This is a genomic window from Mycobacterium sp. ENV421, assembly GCF_002887815.1.
Lineage (GTDB): Bacteria > Actinomycetota > Actinomycetes > Mycobacteriales > Mycobacteriaceae > Mycobacterium.
Genome location: NZ_PDHO01000004.1, coordinates 136965 through 157711, shown reverse-complemented (window position 1 = coordinate 157711; position 20747 = coordinate 136965). Strand labels below are relative to the sequence as shown.

Genomic DNA, 20747 nt, shown 5'->3' with positions numbered 1-20747 from the left:
TCCGGCCGGTGCGGTCGGCACAATGGCTGCCATGACCACACCGCCGGCCGGCGCACCCATCGGGCAATTGGACGCCGACGGCGTCGACACCGTCGTCGGAACCTTTGTCAATCCGGCCGGCTTGACCCATGCCAAGACCGTGCCGGTGCGCCGGGTCAACGCGTTCGCCGATCCCGGGCTGGGCTTCAGTCCGGTCACCCACGGGTTCGCCATCGACCGTGCCGGGATCGCGTTCGCCCCGGGGATCAGCGTGGTCGGTGACCAACGGATCCGCATCGATATCGACGCGCTGCGGGTCATCGGCGAGGGCCTCGCGTGGGCGCCGGCCTCGTTCTTCGACCAGGACGGCAACCCCGTCCCGGCGTGCGCGCGGGGGACTCTCGGACGCATCGAGACCCGGTTGGCCGACGCCGGCCTGCAGGCGTTGGTCGGCCACGAGATCGAGTTCCTGCTGGTCGATCCCGAGGGCAACCGGCTGCCCGGCAACCTGTGGGCCCAATACGGGCTGGCCGGGGTGCTGGAATACGAAGGCTTCGTTCGGGATGTGACCGCGGCGGCTGCGGCGGCCGGTGTCGGCATCGAGCAGTTCCACCCCGAGTACGGCATCAACCAGTTCGAGATCTCCCTGGCCCCGAAATCGCCGGTGGCTGCCGCCGACCAGCTGATCTTGGCCCGCATCATCATCAGCCGGGTGGCCCGCACATGCGGACTGCGGGTGAGCCTGTCGCCGGTGCCGTTCGCCGGAAGTGTGGGTTCTGGTGCACATCAACACTTTTCGCTATCACGCGGCGACACCCCGGTGTTCTCCGGCGGGACCGGCGCGCAGGGGATGACCGCCGAAGGGGAGAGCGCCATCGGCGGCATCGTCTCCGGGCTGCCTGCGGCACAGCTGATCTTCTGCGGGTCGATCGTGTCCGGTCTGCGGATGAAGCCCGGCAACTGGGCCGGCGCCTACGCATGCTGGGGTACCGAGAACCGGGAAGCGGCAGTGCGTTTCGTGCGCGGCGGACATGGCAACCCGTATGGGGCCAACGTCGAGGTCAAGGTCGTCGACCCGTCGGCCAATCCGTACTTCGCCACCGCCGCGATCCTCGGCCTCGCGGCCGACGGCATCGAGAACGGCGCTGCACTGCCGCCGGAGACGACGGTCGACCCGGGCACCGTGTCCGACGACGATCGCGCGGCCGTGGGAACCGTTGCCCTCAGTACCGACCAGGCACACGAGATCGCCGCACTCGACGGCTCGGCCCGGTTGCGGGCGATCCTCGGCGATCCCGCGGTCGACGTCCTGGTCGCCGTTCGCCGCTACGAGCATGAAATGTATTCGCACCTCGATCCCGAGGCGCTGACCGAGAAGTTCCGGATGGCGTGGAGTATCTGAGTGTCTGTATCCGCCTCGGCACTCGGCGACCACATCGCCGGTATCCGTCTGGTGGACAACCACGTTCACGGCTACTGGCTGACCGCCGGTGATCGCAGGCGCTTCGAGAACGGGCTGAACGAAGCCAACATCGAATCGCTGGCCGACTTCGACTCCGGCTTCGACACCCAACTCGGATTCGCCGTGCGGGCGCACTGCGCGCCGCTGCTCGGGCTTGCCGAACATGTTGACCCGCAGACCTATTGGGAACGCCGCAGTGAGTTGACCGAAGATCAGCTGGCGCGGCTGTTCCTGCCTGCCGCCGGAGTGAGCGACTGGCTGGTCGACACCGGCCTGCCCGGCGCCATCGCAGGGCTGCCCGAGATCGCCGACGCGTCCGGGGGCGAGGTCGGCGAGATCGTCCGTCTCGAGGAGGTCGCCGAGCAGGCCGCCGCAGCTGCGGGCGACTACGCCGATGCGTTCCGCCGGATCCTGCACCAGCGCACCGAGACAGCGGTCGCCACCAAGTCGGTGCTGGCCTATCGCGGCGGCTTCGACGGCGATCTGTCCCAACCCAGTGCACGCGATGTCGCCGCCGCGGCAGCCCGCTGGCGCGACGCCGGGGGAGTGCGACTGACCGACCGCACGCTGCTGCGGTTCGGCGTGCACGAAGCTCTTCGGCTGGGCAAGCCGCTACAGTTCCACGTCGGCCTCGGCGACCGCGACTGCGATCTGCACCGGACCAACCCGATGTTCTTGCTGGATTTCCTGCGCGAGTCGGGCACCACGCCGATCGTGCTGTTGCACTGCTACCCGTACGAGCGCGAAGCCGGTTATCTGGCACAGGCTTTCAACAACGTCTACCTCGATGTCGGCCTGAGCATCAACCATCTCGGGGCCCGCGCCGAGGCTTTCATCGCGCGCACCCTGGAGTTGGCCCCGTTTCGCAAGATCCTGTACTCCTCAGACGCTTTCGGCCCCGCCGAGCTGCACTATCTGGGGTCGCGGCTCTGGCGGGCGGGGATGGCCGCGGTGCTCTCCGGGTTCGTGGCGCGCGACCAGTGGAGCGAGGCCGACGCCATCCGGGTCGCCGACCTGATCGGGCGCGACAACGCCCTTCGGGTCTACGGTCTCTAGTGGTCGCTGGTCGTCAGGCCGGCGGGAAGTGCTTCCAGTGCGCCATGTCGGCCGGCCCCGTGCAGATCAGCGGCACCCCATAGACCTTGGGTTCCCATTCGTCACCAGCCACCCGCTGCTGTGCGGTGGTTCCGGGCGTGGTGCACGGCAGCGCGTTGGCGGCCTCGCCGACCAACGGCCCAGTCGCCATCCACACACCGCTGGCCGCGCAGATCAGCGTGTTCCTCTGTGCATCGAACCCGAAGACGAAGCCCGGGCTCGGTGTGCAGGGTGTTCCGCCGACGACGTTCTGGGCGACGTTCGGCACACAGGTCGGGGAGTGGCACGACGTGGCCGACGCGGGAGCGGCCAAGGGGATCGCAGCACTCACCAGTCCCGCCGCGACGACCGACCCAACGACGATTCTGCGCATCTGTGCCTCCTGACGACGGTGCCGGTCCGGCCTGATCAGACTAGCGTCGCGAGCCCGGGCCGGTGCTCAGATCAGCCCGTTCGCGTCCGAGATCCTCGTGGTGTCGGCCGTCGAGTCGGGATTATTGGGGCCGTTGGACCCTCGCGCACCCGCTTGCCGTGAGGTGACTCTGATTCCCATGCGCTCGCCTCTGATGCTCGTCGCCGGGATTGCCGCGATCGCCCTTACCGCTTGTGGTCCGACGGGCGGTCTACCGGCGAACACCAGCGTGGTCACTGCTGCGCCGTCGACGCTCACGCAGACTCGGACCGTCGCACCGTCCGCACCGCCGCTGCGGCAGTCGATGCAGGCGTGGTGGGACAAAGTGCAGGACCATGTCAGGGCAATCCAGTCGGCAACGGAAGCGGTGTCGGCGGCAGCGCAGGCTAACGACGTCGTATCGCTGAGCACGGCATGCGCGAGATACCACGACGGAGTGGCTGGACTGCAGGGCCACATGCCACCGCCTGATCCCGCTTTCGGCGCCGAATTCCAGGCCGGGCTCTCGGACTACGACGTGGCTATGCACTTTTGCATGGCGGCAACCGACGACATCGACGCCAACGAACTGCGGCACTCGCTCGAGTTCCTGCGATCAGGCAACGCCGCGATGGGCAGAGCAGGCACGATTCTGGATCAGGATCTCGGCGAATCGGTCCGGTTGGGCTAGGCGGCTCAGACCAGCCCGGTCGCGTCGAACATCCACGACATGTCTGCGCTCGCCAGGTCCTCGAGCCAGGTCGGCGGCGCGAAGCTGGTCAGCCCGTTCATGTCCCAGTAGTCCTTCCACAGCGTGATCTTGCCGTCGGAGACTTTGTGCACCGTGACAAAGCGCAGCACGCCCTGTTCACCGGACGTGAATGTCCATGTCTCGGAGTGCTCGTACATGGTGTCCACGCCGTTGCTCACCAGCACGCCGTCGTGGTTCTCGTAGCCGGCCAGCGGCTCGAGCCCGATCTTGAGCCGCTTGACGATATTCTCGGGGCCGCGTGCTGCGGCGATCGGGCCGACCGGCATGTCGACGTAGATGCAGTCGTCGGACAGGAACGTCTTCAGCGTTTCCCAGTCGCGGTTCGACAGCGCCCTCCACATGCCCAATACGGTCTGAGCCACGTCCGTGGGTACCGCTGAAGTGTCAATTGACATGGGCCAGCTCCGTTTCCGTCGTCGTCGTCGTTCCCGGTGCCGCCGTCGCCCGGCCCACCCGCAGGAAACTGCCGGTCCGTTCGGACCCGAGCACGGGTGTCGGTTCGCCGTCGCGGACCACCGCACGCCCGCCGATCAGGACCAGATCGACGGCGTCGTTGTTGCGGTTGACCATCCGGGGCAAGCCGTCGTACTGCTCGACGGGGTGCTCGGCGTAGTCGTCGAGGCGGCTGTCGAGGCGCTTGGGGTTGATCACCACCAGATCGGCCCGATCGCCGACGCGCAGGTGGCCGGCGTCGATCTGGTACCAGTCGGCCAGCTCACCGGTCATCCGGTGCACGGCCTGCTCGACCGACATGAAGGGGCGGCCCTTGCGATCGGCGTCGCGCACATGACGCAACAGCCGCAGACCGTAGTTGTAGAACGCCATGTTGCGCAGGTGCGCACCGGCATCGGAGAAGCCCATCTGCACACCGGGGTCGCGGGCGAGTTTCTTGAGCACCTCGGGCCGTTGATTGGAGATCGTGGTGCGCCAGCGCAGCTTGGTGCCGTGCTCGAGCACCAGATCCAGGAAGGCGTCCACCGGATGCAGCTCACCCCGGTCCATGCCGACCTGCCCGAAGGACTTGCCCACCACCGTTTCGTCGGGGCAGGCGACGATCTCGGCGTCGAAGAAGTCCCGGTGCCACACCCGGACGCCGTACTTGGTGTCGTAGTCCTTGCGGAACTGGCGGCGGTAGGCCTCGTCGGCCAGCAGCGCGTTGCGCTCGACCTCGTCGCGCAGGTGCAGTGCGGCCGCTCCGGAGCCGAACTCCTCGAACACCACGAGATCGATGCCGTCGGCGTACACCTCGAACGGAACCGGCAGGTGCTGCCAGCGGAAGTCGCCGCCGAACTTGTTGGTCACCTTGGCCAGCGGGCCCAACAACAGAATGGCGAACGGATTGGACTTGACGTCGGCCGCCGACAGCAGGCTGGTCTTGAGCTTGTCGCGCAGCACCGGGAGTGATTGCGCCACTTGCGAAATCAGGTTCATCGGGTTCTGGATGTCCGGCCCGGACTGCAGCACCCGCCCACGCTTGCGCAGCAGCGACTTGAGCCGGCGCAGCTCGCGGGGCTTGGCGTAGGTCGACGGGAGCGTCCGCGACCGGCAGGTCTCGCCGTCGATCTTGTCGAACAGCAACTGCATCGAGGACATCCCGACGAACCCGGCGTCCAGCGCTTCGGTGAGCATGCGCTCCATCTCGGCCTGCTGGGCAGCGTTGGGCCGCACATCGTCTCGGGTCGCGCGATCCAATCCCATGACCGCGGTTCGCATGTCGGAGTGGCCGATGAACGCCGCGATGTTGGGTCCCAGCGGCCGTGACTCCAAGGCTTGGATGTATCCCTCGGCGGTGGTCCAGGTCTTGGCGTCATCGATCGCGGCGACGACGTGCTCGCGCGGAATCGCCTCGACCCGGCCGAACAGGTCTCCGGCGTCGCTGCCGCCGACGTGGATCGTGGACAGCGAGCAGGAGCCGATCATGATCGTCGTGACACCGTGGCGCACCGACTCCGGCAGGCCCGGACCGCCCAGCACCTCGACGTCGTAATGGGTGTGGATGTCGACCATCCCCGGCAGCACCCACCGGCCACCCGCTTCGACGACGTCGTCGCAGCCGGTCACGTCGAGGGGGCGCAGGCTGACCGCGGCGATGCGGCCGTCGCGGATGCCGATGTCCCGGATCCCGGACGGGGCACCGGTTCCGTCGAACCACCGGCCGTTGCGGATGATTGTGTCGAAGCTCACGAGCGTCAATAGAACCGTTTGCTTGCACGAGTGTCAACGATTTAGTGGACACTTTCTTCGATCTGTTTACTCCATATGTGCCCAGGCATCCGGCTGCCGTCCGTCGACATCGACGAAGCCGTACGCGCGTGCCAGATCTGCTGCGGACACCGACCGCTGATGCCAGCGCGACCTGTCCTCATCCGCGGCGATCGCCGCGATTGCGCGGCCCACGTACCGCGGTGTCTCTGATTCCGCGAAACCCGGCGGTGCGTCCGCATCTCGCCAGTTCTCCTCGGTGACGCCGAAGTGCTCGAGCATGATCTCCGAGCGCATCCAGCCGGGCGTGACGGCGACGGCCGTCGCGCCGTACGGGGTCAGCTCGTGACCGAGCGCGAAGGCCATCCGGTTTACCGCAGACTTGACCGCGTCGTAGAACACCGAAATGCGATAGTTCGCCGCGTTGTATTCGGCTGTGCCATCGGTCATCTCGATCAGTAGGCCCCCCGGTCGCTCGACCATCAGCGGCAGCAGCGCGTGCGCGGTGATCAGGTGGGTGTCGATGCCGAGACGGAGGATGCGCAGCCCGTCGGCGATGTCGAGTTCCCAGATCGGGCGGTTCCACTGTGGCGGCTCACCCTTGAGGATCTCGGCACCCCAGATGTCGTTGACCAGCACGTCGATGCGGCCGAACTCCGACCGGATCCGGTCGGCCAACCCGCGCACCTGGTCGGGGTCCAGGTGATCGACCTGGATCGCCACCCCGGTGCCGCCGAGGTCGTCGACCAGCGCAGCCGTGCCTTCGATGGTCTCCGGCCGGTCATAGTCGGACCCACCGCGCCCTGTGACACTGCTGCGGCCGGTGCAGATGACGGTCGCGCCTGCCTCACCGAGTGCCGCGGCGATGCCGCGCCCGGCACCCCGGGTGGCACCGGCCACGACAGCGATCCGGTCCGCGAGTGCACCGCCTAACGACATGACCCTCAGGCTAGTCAGGCCTCGTGGCCCGGTTCCAGGTCCTTGACGTCGGTGAACGTGACGAGATCCCCGAGTTCCTCCGGCGCGGCCCCGGCCACCGGCTCGGTCAGGTGCCCGACGTGATCGCCCAGATCGAAGCGCTCGAGAATCCGTCCCGCGAACCAAGCCGCGGCGTCGTCGAGGATCGGCAGACCTTCGGGCCCCTCCCGCCACCGGCAGCGGCCGAACTTGTCCACTCGGTCGCCGGTCTCGCTGCCGAACAGCCGCGCCAATTCGCGGTGCTCCTTGGCCAGCAGGTGCACGGCCAGATGAGTCGCACCCTCGGCGGCGACTCGATAGGTGTGGTTCTTCTTGGACAGCCCGACCAGGAATCGGGAGGGATGAATCGACACCTGGCTGCTGAAGCCGACCAGACAACCCGCGCGCTGATCGCCGACCCGGGTTGTCACGACGAACATCGGATAGTCCAACAACCCGACCACCTTCTCGAACGCCTCGGACCCAGCCAGTACGTCGCGGTCTGCCATGCCTGCACCTCCGGTGATGATCGTCAGCTTCAGCTCACGCTTACCCAGAAGGCGCATACTCGCCTAGGTGACTCCCTTGCAGCGCTACATCGCCGAAGAGATCGCAACGGATCATGTCGACGGCCTGTTGAGCCGCCGCGAAGCGCTTCGGCGCCTGGGGCTGCTGGGTGTCGGCACCGCGGCTGCCAGCGCGCTGATCGCCGCGTGCTCGGCCGACAAACCGACCACCGCGGCGTCCTCACCGGCATCGACGGCAACTTCGTCGACCCCCGCCGCGCCACCCGGCATGGCCACGGCGCTGCCCACCGAACCCATCACCTTCACCGGCGCGCGCGGGCAGCTGCAGGGCGCCTGGGCGCAGGCCGCCAGCCCACGCGGCGGCGTGCTGGTCATCCACGAGAACAAGGGCCTCAACGACTGGGTGCGCACCGTCGCAGGCCGACTGGCCGGGATCGGCTACTCCGCGCTGGCGATCGACCTGCTTTCCGAGGAGGGCGGCACCGCCACGTTCACCGATCCGGCGGCCGCAACCGCGGCGTTGGGCACCATCGCCCCCGAGCGTTTCGTCGCCGACCTCAGATCCGGGCTCGACGAGGTGGCGCGCCGGACACCCGGCCAGAAGCTCGCCGTCGTGGGCTTCTGCTTCGGCGGCGGACTGGTGTGGCGGTTGCTGGCCGCCGGCGAGGCCCGGCTTGCCGCCGCCGTGCCGTTCTACGGTCCGCTGCCCGACAACCCGAATTTCGCCGGATCGAAGAACGCGGCGGTCCTCGGCTTGTACGGCGCGCTCGACCAACGGGTCACGTCTTCGGAGCCTGCGGCCAAGGCGGCGCTGGATCAAGCAGGCCTGGTCAACGACCTGATCGTCGAGCCCGACGCCGACCACGCGTTCTTCAACGACAGCGGACCGCGCTACAACCCGGTCGCGGCCGCCGACGCGTGGACCCGGGTGCAGGACTGGTTCACCCGGTATCTGGCTTAGTCGTCGAGCCGGACGGTGACGGTCACCCGGCCGCGCGCATCCCGGGTGGCGACGGCGTGGCCCGGACGCTGTGCGCCGCCGAGCAGGATGGTCAGCGGGGCGCCCTCGCCGGTGAAGTTGCGCCACCATTTCTTGCCGTCCGGCATCGCCACGCCGATGAGGATGTCTGAGCCGCGGCGGCGGTAGCCGACCGGCAGCACCACACTGCGGCCACTGCGCCGGCCGGTGTAGCGGATCTCGGTCAACCCCAGCCCGACGATGCGGCCCCACCGCGGCGACGTGATCAATGCGGTGGCACCGCGATTGACCGCAGCGGACGCCGCGCGGAACACATCCGAAATCTGCACGTCACCAACGCTAGACCACATGGGGCTGTTCACCGCGTGTTCAGGACGCAGAGGGTCGGGGGTCGCCGTCCGCACATCGCCGCACGATCGGATACGGCCATGATGAGGGTCGCGCAGGTCGCGAACTTCTACGGCCCCCGGTCCGGCGGATTACGCACGGCGGTCGACCGGCTGGGCGCGGAGTACTGCGCCGCCGGCCATGAGGTGTTCCTGATCGTGCCCGGACCGACGGCCACCCACACCACGCTGCCCAGTGGTGTCACCCGAATCTCGGTGCCCGCCAGACAGATTCCGTTCACCGGCGGCTACCGCGCGGTGATGCCGTTGCCGGTGACCGCGCTGCTGGAGCAGTTGGCGCCCGATGCCATCGAAGTCTCGGACCGGTTCACCCTGCGCTCGCTGGGCCGGTGGGGTACGCGACACGGCGTCACCACCGTGATGATCTCGCATGAGCGCCTCGATCGCCTGACCGGTCAGATCATGCCCGGGCGGCTGGCTCGCCGGCTCGCCGACCTGGCGAACCGTCGTACCGCGGCGAACTACGACACGGTGCTGTGCACCACCAGTTTTGCCCGCGAAGAGTTCGACCGCATCGGCGCCACGAATGTGATGACGGTGCCGTTGGGGGTGGACCTGGACATGTTCCATCCCCGCCGGTTCTGCACGCGCACCCGCAATCGGTGGGCCGCACCGGACCAGGTGCTGCTGGTGCACTGCGGTCGGCTTTCGGTGGAGAAGCGTGCCGACCGAAGCATCGATGCACTTGCCGCGCTTCGTGATTCGGGTGTGGATGCCCGGCTGGTGATTGCCGGCGATGGACCGATGCGGGCGCGGCTGCAGCGCCAGGCGGCACGGCTGCCGGTGGATTTCACCGGTTTCATCGACTCGCGCAACGCCGTTGCCACACTGCTGGCCTCCGCCGACGTCGCGCTGGCGCCCGGTCCACACGAAACATTCGGCTTGGCCGCGCTGGAAGCACTGGCCTGCGGGACGCCGGCGGTGGTCTCGCGTACCTCCGCATTGTCCGAGATCCTGACCTCGGACAGCGGCGCATGTGCCGACAACGATCCGCACGCGATCGCCGCGGCCGTCGCCGGGGTCATCGACCGCCCCGAGCAGCACCGGCGGTACTGCGCCCGGCGTCGGGCCGAGACGTTCACCTGGCCGCGGGCGGCAGCGGGCATGCTGACCGCGCTCGGCGGTTTGGCCCATGGCCGCGACGGGAACGCCGTCAATTGACGGTGCCGAATCAGCGGCGCGCCCCACTGAAGGAGCCAGCATGGCCTCGAACAATGTCGTGTGGATAGTCATCGCCGTACTCGCCGCGCTGATCGTGATCGGAGCGCTGGTCTGGGTCGGTCGTAAACGTCAGATCAGCCGCCGGGTCGCGCAGGCCGAGGAGATCCGCGAGGAGGTCCGCGAAAAAGAGGTCAAGGTTCAGCGGCGCGAAGCTCTGGCGGATGAAACCGCAGCCAAAGCCCGTGCAGCGCAGGCCGAAGCGGAAGCCAAGGCGGCCGAAGCGGCCCGCCTGCAGGAGAACGCCGAGAAGCATCGCACCGAGGCGGCTGCTCACCGCGGCGAACTCGACGAACGTGCCCAGCACGCCGACGCGCTCGACCCCCGGGTCTCCGACGAGGATCGCGCAGAGTCAGTCGCGCGAGGGGATCAGGCCGGGCGCGCCGAGGCTGACCGGTAGCTCGGCCCACCCGCGCAGCACCCTGGTGTCACGGCGGCTGCCCAGCCCGGCGAGTTGCGCCTCGGGGAAATGCGTGAAGAACCTGCGCAGACCCACCTCGCCCTCGGCCCGCGCCAGCGCGGCCCCGAGGCAGAAGTGCCGTCCCCCCGAAAAGGCAAGGTGCTTACCGGCGTTCGGGCGGCTGACATCGAAGCGGTGGGGGTCGTCGAACACCGCCGGATCACGGTTGGCGGCGGCGAGGTAGATGGCCACCATCTCGCCGGCCCGTACCGTGGTGCCGGCCACCTCGGTGTCTCGCAAGGCGATCCGCGCCGACAGCTGTACCGGGGACTCCAGCCGCAGGATCTCTTCGACCGCGCCCGGCCACAGCGACGGATCCTCCTGCAGTCGCGCCAGCTGGTCGGGGGAGTTGAGCAGCAATCGAATTCCGTTGCCCAGCAGGTTGACCGTGGTCTCGAACCCGGCAGCGAGCACAAGCCCGGCGACGCCCGCCAGTTCACTCTCATCGAGATGCCGACCCTCGTCCGAGGCGGCGATCAGCTGACTCATCAGATCGTCGCCGGGATGCTCGCGGAGCTGGCGCAGGTGCGCGGACAGCCACAGATTGAATCCGGCGAGTCCCTTCTGCACCCGCAGGTATTGCGACCAGGTCAATCCGACATCCAGGCTGGGCGCGGCGAGCTCCCCGAACTCGAGGATCCGCGGCCGGTCGGCCTCGGGCACCCCGAGGATGTCGCCGATCACCGACACCGGTAACTGCGCGCAATACCGCTCGACGATGTCGACGACGCCGGGACCGTCGGACAGCTGGTCGAGCAGTTCCGCGGCGGTGTCCTCGACCCGGTCGCGCAGCGCGGTCACCGCGCGCGAGGTGAACACCGACGAGACCGTCTTGCGGTACCGGGTGTGCTCGGGCGGCTCGACGGCCAGCAGGGACGGCGGCCGCAGCGGATGCAGCAGGTCGTCTCGGGTGCGGCGTTCCACCCAACGCAGCGGCTTGGGCAGATTGCCGCCGAGGATGATCACCCGGAAATCGTCGGAGCGCAGTAGTTCGTGGGCCACCGCGTGGTCGAGCGTCAGGTAACCCAGCCGAGTGGGCAGCATCGGACCCTGCGGACGCATCTCTTCGAAGAACGAGACCGGGTCGGTGCGCACCGCCGGATCGAACGCCATCCTGGCCTGTGGGTCGCCGCGACGGGCCGCCGCACTGGCCGCCGCTCGGATCATGCCGTGCATCACCAACCAGTGCACCCGTTGCTTCATGCCCATCACGCTACGAGTGCCGCCCGGTCCGCGCCACAAACTCAGGCGGGCGTCCAGCTCACCGGTAACCGTTTGATGCCATGGATGAACGCGGACAGCAGCATCGAGGGCTCTTCGGTGACCGCGATGTCCGGCATGCGGCGGTGCAGTTCGTCGAATACGACCGCGATTTCGCGGCGGGCCAGGTTCGCGCCCAGGCAGAAGTGGGCGCCGCCCCCGCCGAACCCGACGTGATGGTTGGGGGTACGGGTGACATCGAAGAGGTACGGGTTGGCGAACTTCTCCTCGTCGCGGTTGGCCGAGGCGTACCACATGGTGACCTTGTCACCCTCGGCCATCTTGACCCCGCTGAGCTCGATGTCGCGGGTGAGGGTGCGGCGCATGTAGATCACCGGCGACGCCCAGCGCACCACCTCCTCGACCGCGCTGTCGGTGACGCCGGCGAAGTCGTCCCACCAGATCTTGCGCTGTTCCGGATACCGGGTCAGTGCCAGCACCCCGTGGCTGATGGCGTTGCGGGTGGTCTCGTTGCCCGCCACGGCCAGCAGGATGAAGAACGATGCGATCTCGGCCGACGTCAGCCGTTCCCCGTCGACCTCGGCCGCCACCAGCGAGGTGGTCAGGTCCTCACGCGGGTTGATTCGCCGGTCCTCGGCGAGCGCGGTGGCGTAGGCGCCGATGTCGAAGGCCACCTTGAGAAATTCGTCGAAGTCGGTGGTCAGGTCCGGGTCGCCGAAGCCGAGAATGATGTTGGTCCAGTGGAAGATCCGGTCGTGGTCGTCCTCGGGAATTCCCATCATGTCGCAGATGACCTGCAGCGGCAGCGGGCCGGAGAGCTCGGTGACCAGTTCGGCATTGCCGTCCGGATGGTTGGTGATCATCGCCGACACCAGTTGTTGCGCACGGTCGCGCACCGACGCCTCGGTGCGGGCCACCACCTTGGGGGTGAAGGCGCTGCGGACGATGTTGCGCAGCCGGGCGTGCCGCGGGTCGTCCAGCGCGATCATCGAGCCGAAGTACTCGGCGACTTCGGGGATCTGATCGCCGATCGTGATGTTCGGATAGGAGCTGAAGATGTCCGGGTGGCGGCTGGCGTAGAAGACATCGTCGAGCTTGGTCAACGCCCAGTGGCCGGGGCCCGCCTCGATACCCTCGAACTCCACCTCGTGGAAGAACGAGATCGGGGCCTCGCGGCGCAGAGTGGCGAACGCGCCGTCACGCAGGGCGTCGTCCATGCCCCAGAACTCGAAGGTGCCCAGATTGATGTCCTCGAGCGCCATTTCGGGCGGCTGCTGACCATTGACACGTGTGGCGATGCCCATGGGAAACGACCTTAGAGTCCACGGCCCACGCTCGTGTTCATTTCCCGATTCAGGCAAGCTTGCTCCCACGATGACGCGCACCTCCACGACATTGCGTTTCGGCCTGCTGCTCACGCTGACAAACGGCTTCCTGGACGCCTACACCTATCTCGCTCGCGGCGGGGTGTTCGCGAACGTGCAGACAGCCAACGTCATCCTCTTCGCGCTGGACACCAGTCAGGGCAAGGTCAGCGCGGCGCTTGCGCATGTGTGGCCACTTCTGGCGTTCTTCGCCGGCGTGGGGCTGGCCTCGCATCTGAAGTCGGGCCGGGTGGAGCGGTACCTGAAGCATCCGCTGCGCTGGACGATGCTGCTGCAAGCCGCGGTGCTGTTCACCATCGGCTTCGTACCGACGACGGTGGCGCACAGCTATGTGACGGTGCCGATTTCGTTCGTCGCGGCGATGCAGATCGGGTTGTTCCGCAACATCGGCGATTTCGTGTACCTGCCGGTGGCGACGACCGGCAACCTGATGCGTCTGGTGGAAAGCGGTTACACCGGTTTCGTGGACCGCGATGCGACGGCGCGGCAGGCCTTCACCACCTACGCCGCACTGACGGTGTTCTTCACCGGCGGCGCGGTGGTCGGCGCGTTCGCCACCCGCGTCTGGAGCGTGCATGCGATCTGGATTCCGGCCGTCGTCCTGTCCGTCACGCTGATCCTGTTCGTCATCGACGAACGCAAGGGAGTGGAGCCATGAATCTGCCACCGCTGCAATGCCGCTCGTGCGGCCGGGAATTCGAGGTCGCCGAGCTGGTCTGGCGATGCCCTTGTGGCGGGGTGCTCGACGTCACCGAGAGGTGGCGGCCCGACGGCGAGTCCGTGCTGCCGGTACCCGTCGGCGCATCGATCACCCTCGGTGAAGGCAACACCCCGATGATCCCGTCGAAGACGTTGCCGGCGGTCCGATTCAAGCTCGAATTCCTCAGTCCCACTCTGTCTTTCAAAGACCGTGGCGCGGTGGTCCTGGCGGCGCTCGCTGATCGTCTCGGAATCGGGGAGTCCGTCGTCGACAGCAGCGGCAATGCCGGAACCGCGGCTGCGGCGTATTTCGCCAGGGCCGGCATCGACTGCCAGGTGCTGGTCCCGGCGACCACCTCGCCGGAAAAGCTCGCCCAGATCCGGGCGCACGGCGCCGCGCTGACGCTGGTGCCGGGCGACCGCGCCGCGACCGCCGCGGCGGCAGCGCGGATCGCGCAGCGCCCCGGCGTCTTCTACGCCAGTCACGTCTACCACCCGTACTTCATGCACGGTGTGAAGACCTACGGATACGAGATCTGGCAGCAGAACGGCCGCAGCCTGCCGTCGGCGGTGCTGGTTCCGGTCGGCAACGGGACACTGCTGCTGGGCTGTCACCTGGCCTTCACCGAGTTGGTCGCTGCCGGCTTGGCCGACCGGGTGCCTGCGCTGATCGCGGTCCAGGCGGCGGGGTGCGCCCCGCTGGCGGCGGCGTGGGACGGCCGCGACCCGGCCCTGGGCGTCACGGTGGCCGAGGGCATCGCGATCACCGCGCCGCCCCGCGCCGAGCAGATCGTGGCCGCGGTGCGCGATTCGGGCGGCACGATCGTCACCGTCGACGACGACGCGATCGTGGCGGGGCGGCATGCGCTGGCCCGCGAGGGCTTGTTCGTCGAGCCGACGGCCGCGGTCTGTTACGCCGCGGCCGCGGGCGCCGCCGCCAGGTCAGGTCCGCACTGGCAGCGGATCACCGAACTGTTGGCGGCGGGTGACGTGGTGATTCCGTTGTGCGGCGCAGGTCTCAAGCATCCGGGCGATTGAAGTGCGCCCCAGCGGGGAAGCATGAAGCATGGCAACCTACCGCGTGATCAACCCGCATGGCGACGTCGTCGACACCAAGGACATCGAGAGCGCCGAGGATGCGCACGCCTGGTTCGTCGACTCGCGCGCCGACAACTCCGAGCTGGGCTGGCGCATGGAGGTCGAGCACGACGGCGAGTGGAGCTTCTTCGACGACACCGAAGGCAGCTCGGACTGACGACCAGGCCGAGCAAGCCTCAGGCCAGGTCCCATCCCATGTTGCGGGCGAACGTGACCGCATCGTCGGAGATGGTTCCCAACTTCTTCGACGTCTCGATGTAGCCCTTCACCATCGGCATGAAGTTCATCGGGTTGTAGGCGTCTTCCTCGTAGCTCCACAGCCCGTCGCCGGCGTACTTGAGCACCGAGATGTTGGGTTCCTCGTGGATGCTGCCGTCGCCGGGATCGCGCATCCGGTTCTGGAATTCGCAGATCACCCAGCCCTTGTCCACATCGACGGAGTGCCAGGTCGACGGGAACCAGGGCATCTCGGTGCCGGGAAAGCTGTTCATGGTGTTGACGATCCACTTCCGGATCGCTTCGCGGCCATGGAATGTTCCGTAGGAATGCTCCACGTAGGTGGCGTCCTCGGTGAACTGGTCGGCGAATCGCGACCAGTCCCAGCTGTCGGCAATGCCGACGACAACCTGCTTGTGTTCCTCGAACGCCGACTCGATTTCTTCGCGTGACCACCGACCCATGCACCGGTTGTATCAAACCGAGGGCCGACCGTGGCGACGTTTCAGTCGTTCTCGACGACCTTCTTGATGCGTTCCAGCGTGGTGCGCATGTCTCGCTGGTTGCGCCGGACACGCAGCTGTCCGCCCAACAACTCGAACAGCCGCATCCCCGGGAAATCGGCCATCCGGAAGGATTCCGTCACGTCGGTGCCGTCACCCGCCGGGTCGAGCCGGTAGTGCCAGTTGTTGAGCGCCTTGTCGCCGGCCAGCACGGCGAAGCCGAATTCGCGTCCCGGTTCGCAGGCGGTGACGCGGCACGTGGTCCAGTACACCGGGCCGATCTCGTTGCGCCGCACATGCCCGCGGAACTTCGCTCCCAGCGCCGGGCCGGTCGCACCGCCGAGCCACTCGGACTCGAACACCTCCGGCGAGAACTCACCGGTTCGGGTGATGTCGGCGATCACATTCCAGATCTTGTCGGCCGGTGCGGCCATGTGCACTGTCACGGAGCCCTTCATGGGATCTGATCCTATGCAGCCGGTGGCCCGGGCCGAACGGCTATGCGGCGTAGCGTTGGCGGACATGGGGTTTGGTGTGCGAATTCGGCTACCGATGGTGATCGTGGACCGCGTTGTGGCGTCCCCGCCCGACGCGGTCTGGGCCGTGCTGACGGACCTGGAGGCCTGGCCGCGGTGGGGGCCGTCGATCAGCCGTGCCGCGCTCGACTCCGGCGGCAGATATCTCGTGCCCGGCTCGACCGGGACGGTGTGGACCCTCGGTGGTGTCGCAGTCCCGTTCACAGTCACCGAGTTCGACGCGGGGCGACGATGGGCGTGGTCGGTCGGGGGCGTGCCGGCCACCGCGCATGGCGTCGAGCCGGCGCCGGGCGGCTGCCGGGTCTGGTTCGGGGTGCCGTGGTGGGCGGCGCCCTACACCGCGGTGTGTGCGATTGCGTTGCGCCGCATCGATTCTCTGGCCGCTACGCGGAGGTGACGTGTGGGATCTCCGGCTGCAGGAACACGTCGTTGAGGGTGACTGTGCGCAGATTGCGTGACCGGATGACGTCGATCAATGCGGGGAAGACGTGCGTGACCGGCGGATGGTTGAGGTGGCCGATCACGATGTTCTGCTGAATGAAGTACTGATCGGCCATCTTCACGATGAAGTCCTCGGCGACCGGTGTGGAGTCGGCCAGCGAGCCCGCCCACAGGGTCGCAACCCGGTACCCCAGATCGGCGGCCACCGCGTCGACATCGTCGTTGTGACTGCCGTACGGCGGCCGGAAATACGGTGTGGCATCGGTGCCGAATGTGTTGCGCAGGAACTGGTCGTTGCGCTTCAGCTGGTCGGCGACCTGCTCCTTGGTCAGCGTGGTCAGATCGGGATGGGACCAGGTGTGGTTGCCCAGCTGGATCTGGCCGGAGTCCACCAGCGGCCGCAGCAGCGCCGCGTTGTCGCGCCAGGAGTCATAGACGCCGTTGACGAAGAACGTGAGCCGGATGCCGGTGTCCTTGGCCAACTGGGTGTAGAGCCGGACGACTTCGGAGTTCACCCCGTCGTCGACGGTGAGCGCCAGCAGGTCGCCCTTGCCCGGAATCCTGGTCAGTTCGCCGCCGCCCGGCAACGAGATCCGCGCCGTGGTCGGCGGCGGGGGCAGCAGTGGCGCGGCGCCGAGCGGCGGCGGGGGAGCCTTGGCCGCGAGCGGAGGATTGGTCTGCGGCATCGCGATCGCGCTGGACGCGCCGACCAGTCCGGCCGAGGCGAACAATCCGATCACGAATTGACGGCGGGTTACCTCGGGCACGTCACGATCCCACCACCCCAAGTCACATCTGTAACATCCGTCACACCGATAGGCTAAGCTGCGCGACCGCCGAAACCCGGTATATCCGCCGCTGTGTCGCCGTCCGGGCCGGGCTACCGTGGCCAGATGAGCGACGTGAAGATCCGCTTCGGGATCAGCTTCGGCAGCGGAGTCGAGGATCTGCCCCGCGTCGTCGACCGGCTCGAGGCGGCGGGCATCGACTCGCTGTGGTTCTCCGAGCTGGTGTACACCCCGGCCGTCGACCCGTTCGCCGGAATGGCGTACACGCTGGGGCGCACCACCCGCCTCAAAGTCGGCACCTCGGTCTCGGTGCTGCCCGGGCGCAACCCCGTGCTGGTCGCCAAACAACTGGTGTCGCTGGCCGTCCTCGGCCCCAAGCGGGTGCTGCCGGCGTTCGGTCTGCGCCCGGCCTCGAAGGCGGAGTGGGACCTGTTTCCGGTGCCCGACGGGCAGCGCGCGGCGGTGTTCGACGAGGCACTGGAAGTGCTGCGCGCGTTGCTCACCGGTGACGACATCACCTTTGACGGCAGGTACTTTCAGCTCGCCGGCGTTTCGCTGGGCATCCGTCCGCCGGTTCCGGTCGAGGTCTGGCTCGGCGGTTCGGCACCGGCGGCATTCCGCCGGATCGGGCGGCTGGCCGACGGCTGGCTGGGCAGCTTCCTCACTGCCGATGAGGCGCGGGTGGCCCGGGAGAGCATCGAGCGCGCCGCGGCGGAGGCGGGCCGTACGGTCGAACCGGACCACTATGGGCTGAGCCTGGCCGTTGCCGACGGGCACCTGCCCGACGAGATCGCCGCCGCCGTCAGATCCCGGCGCTCCGACGTGGATCCGGCCGAATTGATCGCCGGGGACTGGCCGCAACTGCACCGGCAGCTCGACGGGCTGATCGCCGCTGGGCTGAGCAAGTTCGTCATCCGACCGGTGGGCAACACCCCGGCCGACGAGTTCATCGAACGTTTCATCCACGAGCTGTTGCCCCGGCAGAACTGATCCGGCAAAGTCTCGTTGATGTCGAACCACTTCACCGGCTTGAGCCTCGGCCCGCCACTGGGCGATCAGCGACTGGATCTGTGCGATCTCTACGCATTCCAGTCGCCGGCTGATGCCAGCCGCACGGTGCTCATCATGAACGCCAACCCGAACGCCGACGCGCTGCATCCCGATGCCATCTACCGGCTGGCCGTCGACAACAACGGCGACCTGCGCAACGACATCGCGTTCAGTTTCGTGTTCTCCGCGCCGGAGGACGGGCGGCAGACCGTCGACGTCTTCAAGGCGGTCGGTGACGAGGCGGAATCGCCATATGCGGTGGGGGAGAAGATCTTCGAGAACGTCGAGGTGTCGTTCGGTGAAACCGCGAATGTCGTCGAGTACGACGGCTACACGTTCGCCGCCGGTGCGCGCAGCGATGCGTTCTTCTTCGACTTCGACGGCATCAAGAACCTGTTCGACACCACCGGCGGCCGCAACTTCACCGCGCCGCACCTCGGCGGCGAGTCACCGTGGACCGGGGTGGACTCCAACAGCAGCGCCAACGTGTTCTCGATCGCCATCGAACTGCCGACCGCCGAGCTGGGTCCCGACCCCGACCTTCGGATCTGGGGGCGCTGCAGCCTGAACCGGGACGGCGACCTGCTACACGTCGACCGCGCCGGGCACCCGTCGGTGAGCAGCTTCTTCAACACCGACGACACCAAAGAGGAGTACAACGCCAGCGAGCCGATCCATGACCGGGAACGCTGGATCGGGCAGTTCATCCACCTGATGGGGCACACCGGCGGCTACACCGACGACGAGGCCATCGAGGCGATCGACACCGAGGGCACGCTGCCGGACATGCTGACATTCGACCCCGCGAAACCCGCGAAGTACCCGAACGGACGGACCTTCGCGGACGACGTCATCGACTACCGGCTGGCGTTCCTGACCAAGGGTGATTGCCCGCCAAGCGGTCTCGCCCCGCACACCGATACCCTCGACGTCTTTCCGTACCTGGGCAACCCGCACCCGGCGAGCTAGGACCCGCAGTACGACCGGGTCGCCGAGTCCAGCGCGGTGCGGTAGAGATCGTCGAACTGGCGCTGCCCGGCCACATCGTTCTTGGCCGCGTCCAGTTCGGCTCGGCAGGCCGGCGAGCTCAGGACCGGCCACTGGGCGGCGATCTGCTCGACCATCTGGCGGTTCAGACCGTCGATGACCGAACGGGAGGACGCCAGGTCGGGCGCCGTGGTCGGCGCCCCGGCCGGGTCGAACTTCCAGCCGGCGAACCGGGCGTACTCGACGGCCTCGGTCGCGTTGATCTGGTTGGTGAATACCGTGGTTACGTAATCGATTGCCACGCCGCGGGATTCGGCGTCCTTGGACACTGCGGCCAGCACCACTTTGACCCGTGCGGGGTCGGTGATCGGGCCGCCGGTCAGCCATTTGTTGGCGGCCACCGCATCCGCGGTCTGCAAGCGCTGCGCCGCGGCATCGACCAGGTTGTACAGCGGCTCGGGCGAATCGGCCCAGGCCGGTGCGGCCGTCACGACCGCCATCATCGTCATCATCGCTGCGGCGCCGCGCGCCAGGGCAGTGGTCATGGGTCCATCCTTTACGACTGTTGCCGCCGATGCCGGCATTGACGTTAACTGTCCCGGTGGCGGACTGGAGCGGCCAGGACTACAGCCGGGTCAGCGGCATGCAGCGCTCGGTGGCCGCTGAGAGCCTGGCCGACCTCGTCGTCGACGGCAGCGAGTGGATACTCGACATCGGTTGCGGCGACGGCTTCCTCACGGCCGAGATCGCCGGCCGCCTGCCTCACGGCTACATCGTCGGCGTCGACGCCTCGCCGCGGATGGTGGCCACCGCCGCGCACCGCGGCCCGGCGTTACCGGCCGGTCCGGTGTTCGTCTGCGCGGACGCGCGGCGTTTGCCGTTCGTTCGCAGCTTCGACCTGGTCGTCTCGTTCAACGCGCTGCACTGGGTGCCGCAGCTCGGCGAAGCGCTCACCGGCGTTGCCGCGGTGCTCCGGCCACAGGGTCGGGCTCTCATCCAAATAGTCTGTGCGGGAACACGACCCAGCATCGAGTCCACCGCCATGCAGGTGGCCGCCGACCCGCGATGGAGCTCCAGTTTCGCCGGATTCAATGCGCCGTTCATCCATCCCGATCCGGTGGAGCTGCGCGAGCTGGCCGAGGGCTCCGGGTTGCGGGTGGCCTCGATGACGGTGCTCGACCGCGAATGGGACTTCGGCACCGTCGAGCAGTTCACGGCCTGGTGCACCGTGGGCTCGACAGCGTGGACCGACCGGTTACCCGAATCCGACCGCGCCGCGTTCGTCGACGACCTCGTCGCCGCGTACGAACCGGTGACAGGCCGGGCGGGCCTGTTGCGGTTCATGCAGGTGCGGGCCGAGCTGTCCCGCTGAGA

The 20747-nt window shown here is 67.8% G+C and carries 25 protein-coding genes; 13 read left to right on the top strand and 12 right to left on the bottom strand.

The annotated features are described in order from the left end of the window. Window positions 1-22 precede the first annotated feature (22 nt). Together CRM90_RS07095 and CRM90_RS07090 are read left to right on the top strand one after the other, a co-directional pair. Window positions 23-1381 carry a type I glutamate--ammonia ligase gene (locus CRM90_RS07095; RefSeq protein WP_502693240.1) on the top strand — a complete coding sequence of 453 codons (1359 nt, stop codon included), beginning with the start codon at window positions 23-25 and terminating at the stop codon, window positions 1379-1381. Further along, window positions 1382-2497 carry an amidohydrolase family protein gene (locus tag CRM90_RS07090; RefSeq protein WP_102806286.1) on the top strand — a complete coding sequence of 372 codons (1116 nt, stop codon included), beginning with the start codon at window positions 1382-1384 and terminating at the stop codon, window positions 2495-2497. It abuts the gene before it with no gap. A 13-nt stretch (window positions 2498-2510) separates the two neighbouring features. Here the strand turns inward: CRM90_RS07090 and CRM90_RS07085 are convergent, their stop codons facing one another. After that, window positions 2511-2909 carry a hypothetical protein gene (locus CRM90_RS07085; protein WP_102806285.1) on the bottom strand — a complete coding sequence of 133 codons (399 nt, stop codon included), beginning with the start codon at window positions 2907-2909 and terminating at the stop codon, window positions 2511-2513. 178 nt (window positions 2910-3087) lie between these two features. Between CRM90_RS07085 and CRM90_RS07080 the strand changes: the two genes are divergently transcribed. Beyond that, window positions 3088-3618: a hypothetical protein gene (locus tag CRM90_RS07080; RefSeq protein WP_102806284.1), complete on the top strand. Its 531-nt coding sequence runs from the start codon at window positions 3088-3090 to the stop codon at window positions 3616-3618. Window positions 3619-3623: 5 nt separating this feature from the next. On the opposite strand, the gene CRM90_RS07075 is transcribed toward CRM90_RS07080, so the two are convergent. The 4 genes from CRM90_RS07075 to CRM90_RS07060 form a co-directional block, all read right to left on the bottom strand. Beyond that, window positions 3624-4094, bottom strand: a complete 471-nt coding sequence (locus tag CRM90_RS07075) for a limonene-1,2-epoxide hydrolase family protein (RefSeq protein ID WP_102806283.1) — start codon at window positions 4092-4094, stop codon at window positions 3624-3626. Beyond that, entirely contained in the window at window positions 4084-5883 is a 1800-nt protein-coding gene (locus CRM90_RS07070; RefSeq protein WP_199189809.1) for an N-acyl-D-amino-acid deacylase family protein, read from the bottom strand. The genes CRM90_RS07075 and CRM90_RS07070 overlap by 11 nt, the downstream gene beginning before the upstream one ends. A gap of 66 nt (window positions 5884-5949) precedes the next feature. Continuing rightward, window positions 5950-6840 (bottom strand): SDR family oxidoreductase, encoded by an 891-nt coding sequence (locus CRM90_RS07065; protein ID WP_102806281.1) that lies wholly within the window; start codon window positions 6838-6840, stop codon window positions 5950-5952. 14 nt (window positions 6841-6854) lie between these two features. Then, complete coding sequence (locus CRM90_RS07060; RefSeq protein WP_102806486.1) at window positions 6855-7367, bottom strand: flavin reductase family protein; 513 nt, start codon at window positions 7365-7367, stop codon at window positions 6855-6857. Between the two features lie 67 nt (window positions 7368-7434). Between CRM90_RS07060 and CRM90_RS07055 the strand changes: the two genes are divergently transcribed. Further along, complete coding sequence (locus CRM90_RS07055; protein ID WP_102806280.1) at window positions 7435-8346, top strand: dienelactone hydrolase family protein; 912 nt, start codon at window positions 7435-7437, stop codon at window positions 8344-8346. Here the strand turns inward: CRM90_RS07055 and CRM90_RS07050 are convergent. Beyond that, entirely contained in the window at window positions 8343-8693 is a 351-nt protein-coding gene (locus CRM90_RS07050) for a hypothetical protein (protein ID WP_233209203.1), read from the bottom strand. The two genes, CRM90_RS07055 and CRM90_RS07050, sit on opposite strands and share 4 nt — an antisense overlap. Before the next feature lie 102 nt (window positions 8694-8795). On the opposite strand from CRM90_RS07050, the gene CRM90_RS07045 reads away from it, so the two are divergent. Further along, window positions 8796-9932 (top strand): glycosyltransferase, encoded by a 1137-nt coding sequence (locus CRM90_RS07045; protein WP_102806485.1) that lies wholly within the window; start codon window positions 8796-8798, stop codon window positions 9930-9932. Between the two features lie 40 nt (window positions 9933-9972). After that, window positions 9973-10389 (top strand): hypothetical protein, encoded by a 417-nt coding sequence (locus tag CRM90_RS07040; protein WP_102806278.1) that lies wholly within the window; start codon window positions 9973-9975, stop codon window positions 10387-10389. On the opposite strand, the gene CRM90_RS07035 is transcribed toward CRM90_RS07040, so the two are convergent. Beyond that, on the bottom strand, window positions 10342-11652 hold the full coding sequence (locus CRM90_RS07035; RefSeq protein WP_102806484.1) for a cytochrome P450: 1311 nt from the start codon (window positions 11650-11652) through the stop codon (window positions 10342-10344). The two genes, CRM90_RS07040 and CRM90_RS07035, sit on opposite strands and share 48 nt — an antisense overlap. A 41-nt stretch (window positions 11653-11693) precedes the next feature. Then, entirely contained in the window at window positions 11694-12974 is a 1281-nt protein-coding gene (locus tag CRM90_RS07030) for a cytochrome P450 (RefSeq protein ID WP_102806277.1), read from the bottom strand. A 70-nt stretch (window positions 12975-13044) separates the two neighbouring features. Here CRM90_RS07030 and CRM90_RS07025 point away from each other — a divergent pair, with 70 nt between their 5' ends. The 3 genes from CRM90_RS07025 to CRM90_RS07015 are packed head-to-tail and all read left to right on the top strand — an operon-like array spanning window position 13045 to window position 15009. Continuing rightward, on the top strand, window positions 13045-13713 hold the full coding sequence (locus tag CRM90_RS07025; RefSeq protein WP_102806276.1) for a YoaK family protein: 669 nt from the start codon (window positions 13045-13047) through the stop codon (window positions 13711-13713). Continuing rightward, window positions 13710-14792: a pyridoxal-phosphate dependent enzyme gene (locus tag CRM90_RS07020; RefSeq protein WP_233209202.1), complete on the top strand. Its 1083-nt coding sequence runs from the start codon at window positions 13710-13712 to the stop codon at window positions 14790-14792. Before CRM90_RS07025 ends, CRM90_RS07020 begins: the two co-directional genes overlap by 4 nt. Window positions 14793-14820: 28 nt before the next feature. Further along, window positions 14821-15009, top strand: a complete 189-nt coding sequence (locus tag CRM90_RS07015) for a hypothetical protein (protein ID WP_083119178.1) — start codon at window positions 14821-14823, stop codon at window positions 15007-15009. Between the two features lie 19 nt (window positions 15010-15028). Here CRM90_RS07015 and CRM90_RS07010 read toward each other — a convergent pair whose 3' ends face one another. Next, window positions 15029-15532 carry a nuclear transport factor 2 family protein gene (locus CRM90_RS07010; protein ID WP_102806275.1) on the bottom strand — a complete coding sequence of 168 codons (504 nt, stop codon included), beginning with the start codon at window positions 15530-15532 and terminating at the stop codon, window positions 15029-15031. A gap of 41 nt (window positions 15533-15573) precedes the next feature. Beyond that, window positions 15574-16029 carry an SRPBCC family protein gene (locus CRM90_RS07005; RefSeq protein ID WP_102806274.1) on the bottom strand — a complete coding sequence of 152 codons (456 nt, stop codon included), beginning with the start codon at window positions 16027-16029 and terminating at the stop codon, window positions 15574-15576. Between CRM90_RS07005 and CRM90_RS07000 the strand changes: the two genes are divergently transcribed. Further along, window positions 16028-16504 carry an SRPBCC family protein gene (locus CRM90_RS07000; RefSeq protein WP_353616974.1) on the top strand — a complete coding sequence of 159 codons (477 nt, stop codon included), beginning with the start codon at window positions 16028-16030 and terminating at the stop codon, window positions 16502-16504. The genes CRM90_RS07005 and CRM90_RS07000 overlap by 2 nt on opposite strands. Here the strand turns inward: CRM90_RS07000 and CRM90_RS06995 are convergent. Then, window positions 16491-17315, bottom strand: coding sequence for a polysaccharide deacetylase family protein (locus tag CRM90_RS06995; protein ID WP_102806272.1), 825 nt, complete (start codon window positions 17313-17315; stop codon window positions 16491-16493). The two genes, CRM90_RS07000 and CRM90_RS06995, sit on opposite strands and share 14 nt — an antisense overlap. Before the next feature lie 135 nt (window positions 17316-17450). Here CRM90_RS06995 and CRM90_RS06990 point away from each other — a divergent pair, with 135 nt between their 5' ends. Both CRM90_RS06990 and CRM90_RS06985 read left to right on the top strand, forming a co-directional pair. Continuing rightward, window positions 17451-18326: a TIGR03854 family LLM class F420-dependent oxidoreductase gene (locus tag CRM90_RS06990; protein ID WP_102806482.1), complete on the top strand. Its 876-nt coding sequence runs from the start codon at window positions 17451-17453 to the stop codon at window positions 18324-18326. Window positions 18327-18344: 18 nt separating this feature from the next. After that, window positions 18345-19355 (top strand): DUF4331 family protein, encoded by a 1011-nt coding sequence (locus tag CRM90_RS06985; RefSeq protein ID WP_102806271.1) that lies wholly within the window; start codon window positions 18345-18347, stop codon window positions 19353-19355. Here the strand turns inward: CRM90_RS06985 and CRM90_RS06980 are convergent. After that, window positions 19352-19918, bottom strand: coding sequence for a chorismate mutase (locus CRM90_RS06980; protein ID WP_102806270.1), 567 nt, complete (start codon window positions 19916-19918; stop codon window positions 19352-19354). The two genes, CRM90_RS06985 and CRM90_RS06980, sit on opposite strands and share 4 nt — an antisense overlap. 56 nt (window positions 19919-19974) lie before the next feature. Between CRM90_RS06980 and CRM90_RS06975 the strand changes: the two genes are divergently transcribed. Further along, a complete protein-coding gene (locus CRM90_RS06975; protein WP_102806269.1) occupies window positions 19975-20745 on the top strand; it encodes a class I SAM-dependent methyltransferase in 771 nt (256 codons plus the stop codon). Window positions 20746-20747: the final 2 nt, after the last annotated feature.

Coding starts and splice junctions, on each gene's coding strand:
- CRM90_RS07095 (WP_502693240.1), top strand. CDS start 23: ATGGCTGCCATGACCACACCGCCGGCCGGCGCACCCATCGGGCAATTG.
- CRM90_RS07085 (WP_102806285.1), bottom strand. CDS start 2,909: ATGCGCAGAATCGTCGTTGGGTCGGTCGTCGCGGCGGGACTGGTGAGT.
- CRM90_RS07080 (WP_102806284.1), top strand. CDS start 3,088: ATGCGCTCGCCTCTGATGCTCGTCGCCGGGATTGCCGCGATCGCCCTT.
- CRM90_RS07075 (WP_102806283.1), bottom strand. CDS start 4,094: ATGTCAATTGACACTTCAGCGGTACCCACGGACGTGGCTCAGACCGTA.
- CRM90_RS07065 (WP_102806281.1), bottom strand. CDS start 6,840: ATGTCGTTAGGCGGTGCACTCGCGGACCGGATCGCTGTCGTGGCCGGT.
- CRM90_RS07060 (WP_102806486.1), bottom strand. CDS start 7,367: ATGGCAGACCGCGACGTACTGGCTGGGTCCGAGGCGTTCGAGAAGGTG.
- CRM90_RS07045 (WP_102806485.1), top strand. CDS start 8,796: ATGAGGGTCGCGCAGGTCGCGAACTTCTACGGCCCCCGGTCCGGCGGA.
- CRM90_RS07040 (WP_102806278.1), top strand. CDS start 9,973: ATGGCCTCGAACAATGTCGTGTGGATAGTCATCGCCGTACTCGCCGCG.
- CRM90_RS07035 (WP_102806484.1), bottom strand. CDS start 11,652: ATGAAGCAACGGGTGCACTGGTTGGTGATGCACGGCATGATCCGAGCG.
- CRM90_RS07030 (WP_102806277.1), bottom strand. CDS start 12,974: ATGGGCATCGCCACACGTGTCAATGGTCAGCAGCCGCCCGAAATGGCG.
- CRM90_RS07025 (WP_102806276.1), top strand. CDS start 13,045: ATGACGCGCACCTCCACGACATTGCGTTTCGGCCTGCTGCTCACGCTG.
- CRM90_RS07020 (WP_233209202.1), top strand. CDS start 13,710: ATGAATCTGCCACCGCTGCAATGCCGCTCGTGCGGCCGGGAATTCGAG.
- CRM90_RS07015 (WP_083119178.1), top strand. CDS start 14,821: ATGGCAACCTACCGCGTGATCAACCCGCATGGCGACGTCGTCGACACC.
- CRM90_RS07010 (WP_102806275.1), bottom strand. CDS start 15,532: ATGGGTCGGTGGTCACGCGAAGAAATCGAGTCGGCGTTCGAGGAACAC.
- CRM90_RS07000 (WP_353616974.1), top strand. CDS start 16,028: ATGGGATCTGATCCTATGCAGCCGGTGGCCCGGGCCGAACGGCTATGC.
- CRM90_RS07005 (WP_102806274.1), bottom strand. CDS start 16,029: ATGAAGGGCTCCGTGACAGTGCACATGGCCGCACCGGCCGACAAGATC.
- CRM90_RS06985 (WP_102806271.1), top strand. CDS start 18,345: ATGTCGAACCACTTCACCGGCTTGAGCCTCGGCCCGCCACTGGGCGAT.
- CRM90_RS06980 (WP_102806270.1), bottom strand. CDS start 19,918: ATGACCACTGCCCTGGCGCGCGGCGCCGCAGCGATGATGACGATGATG.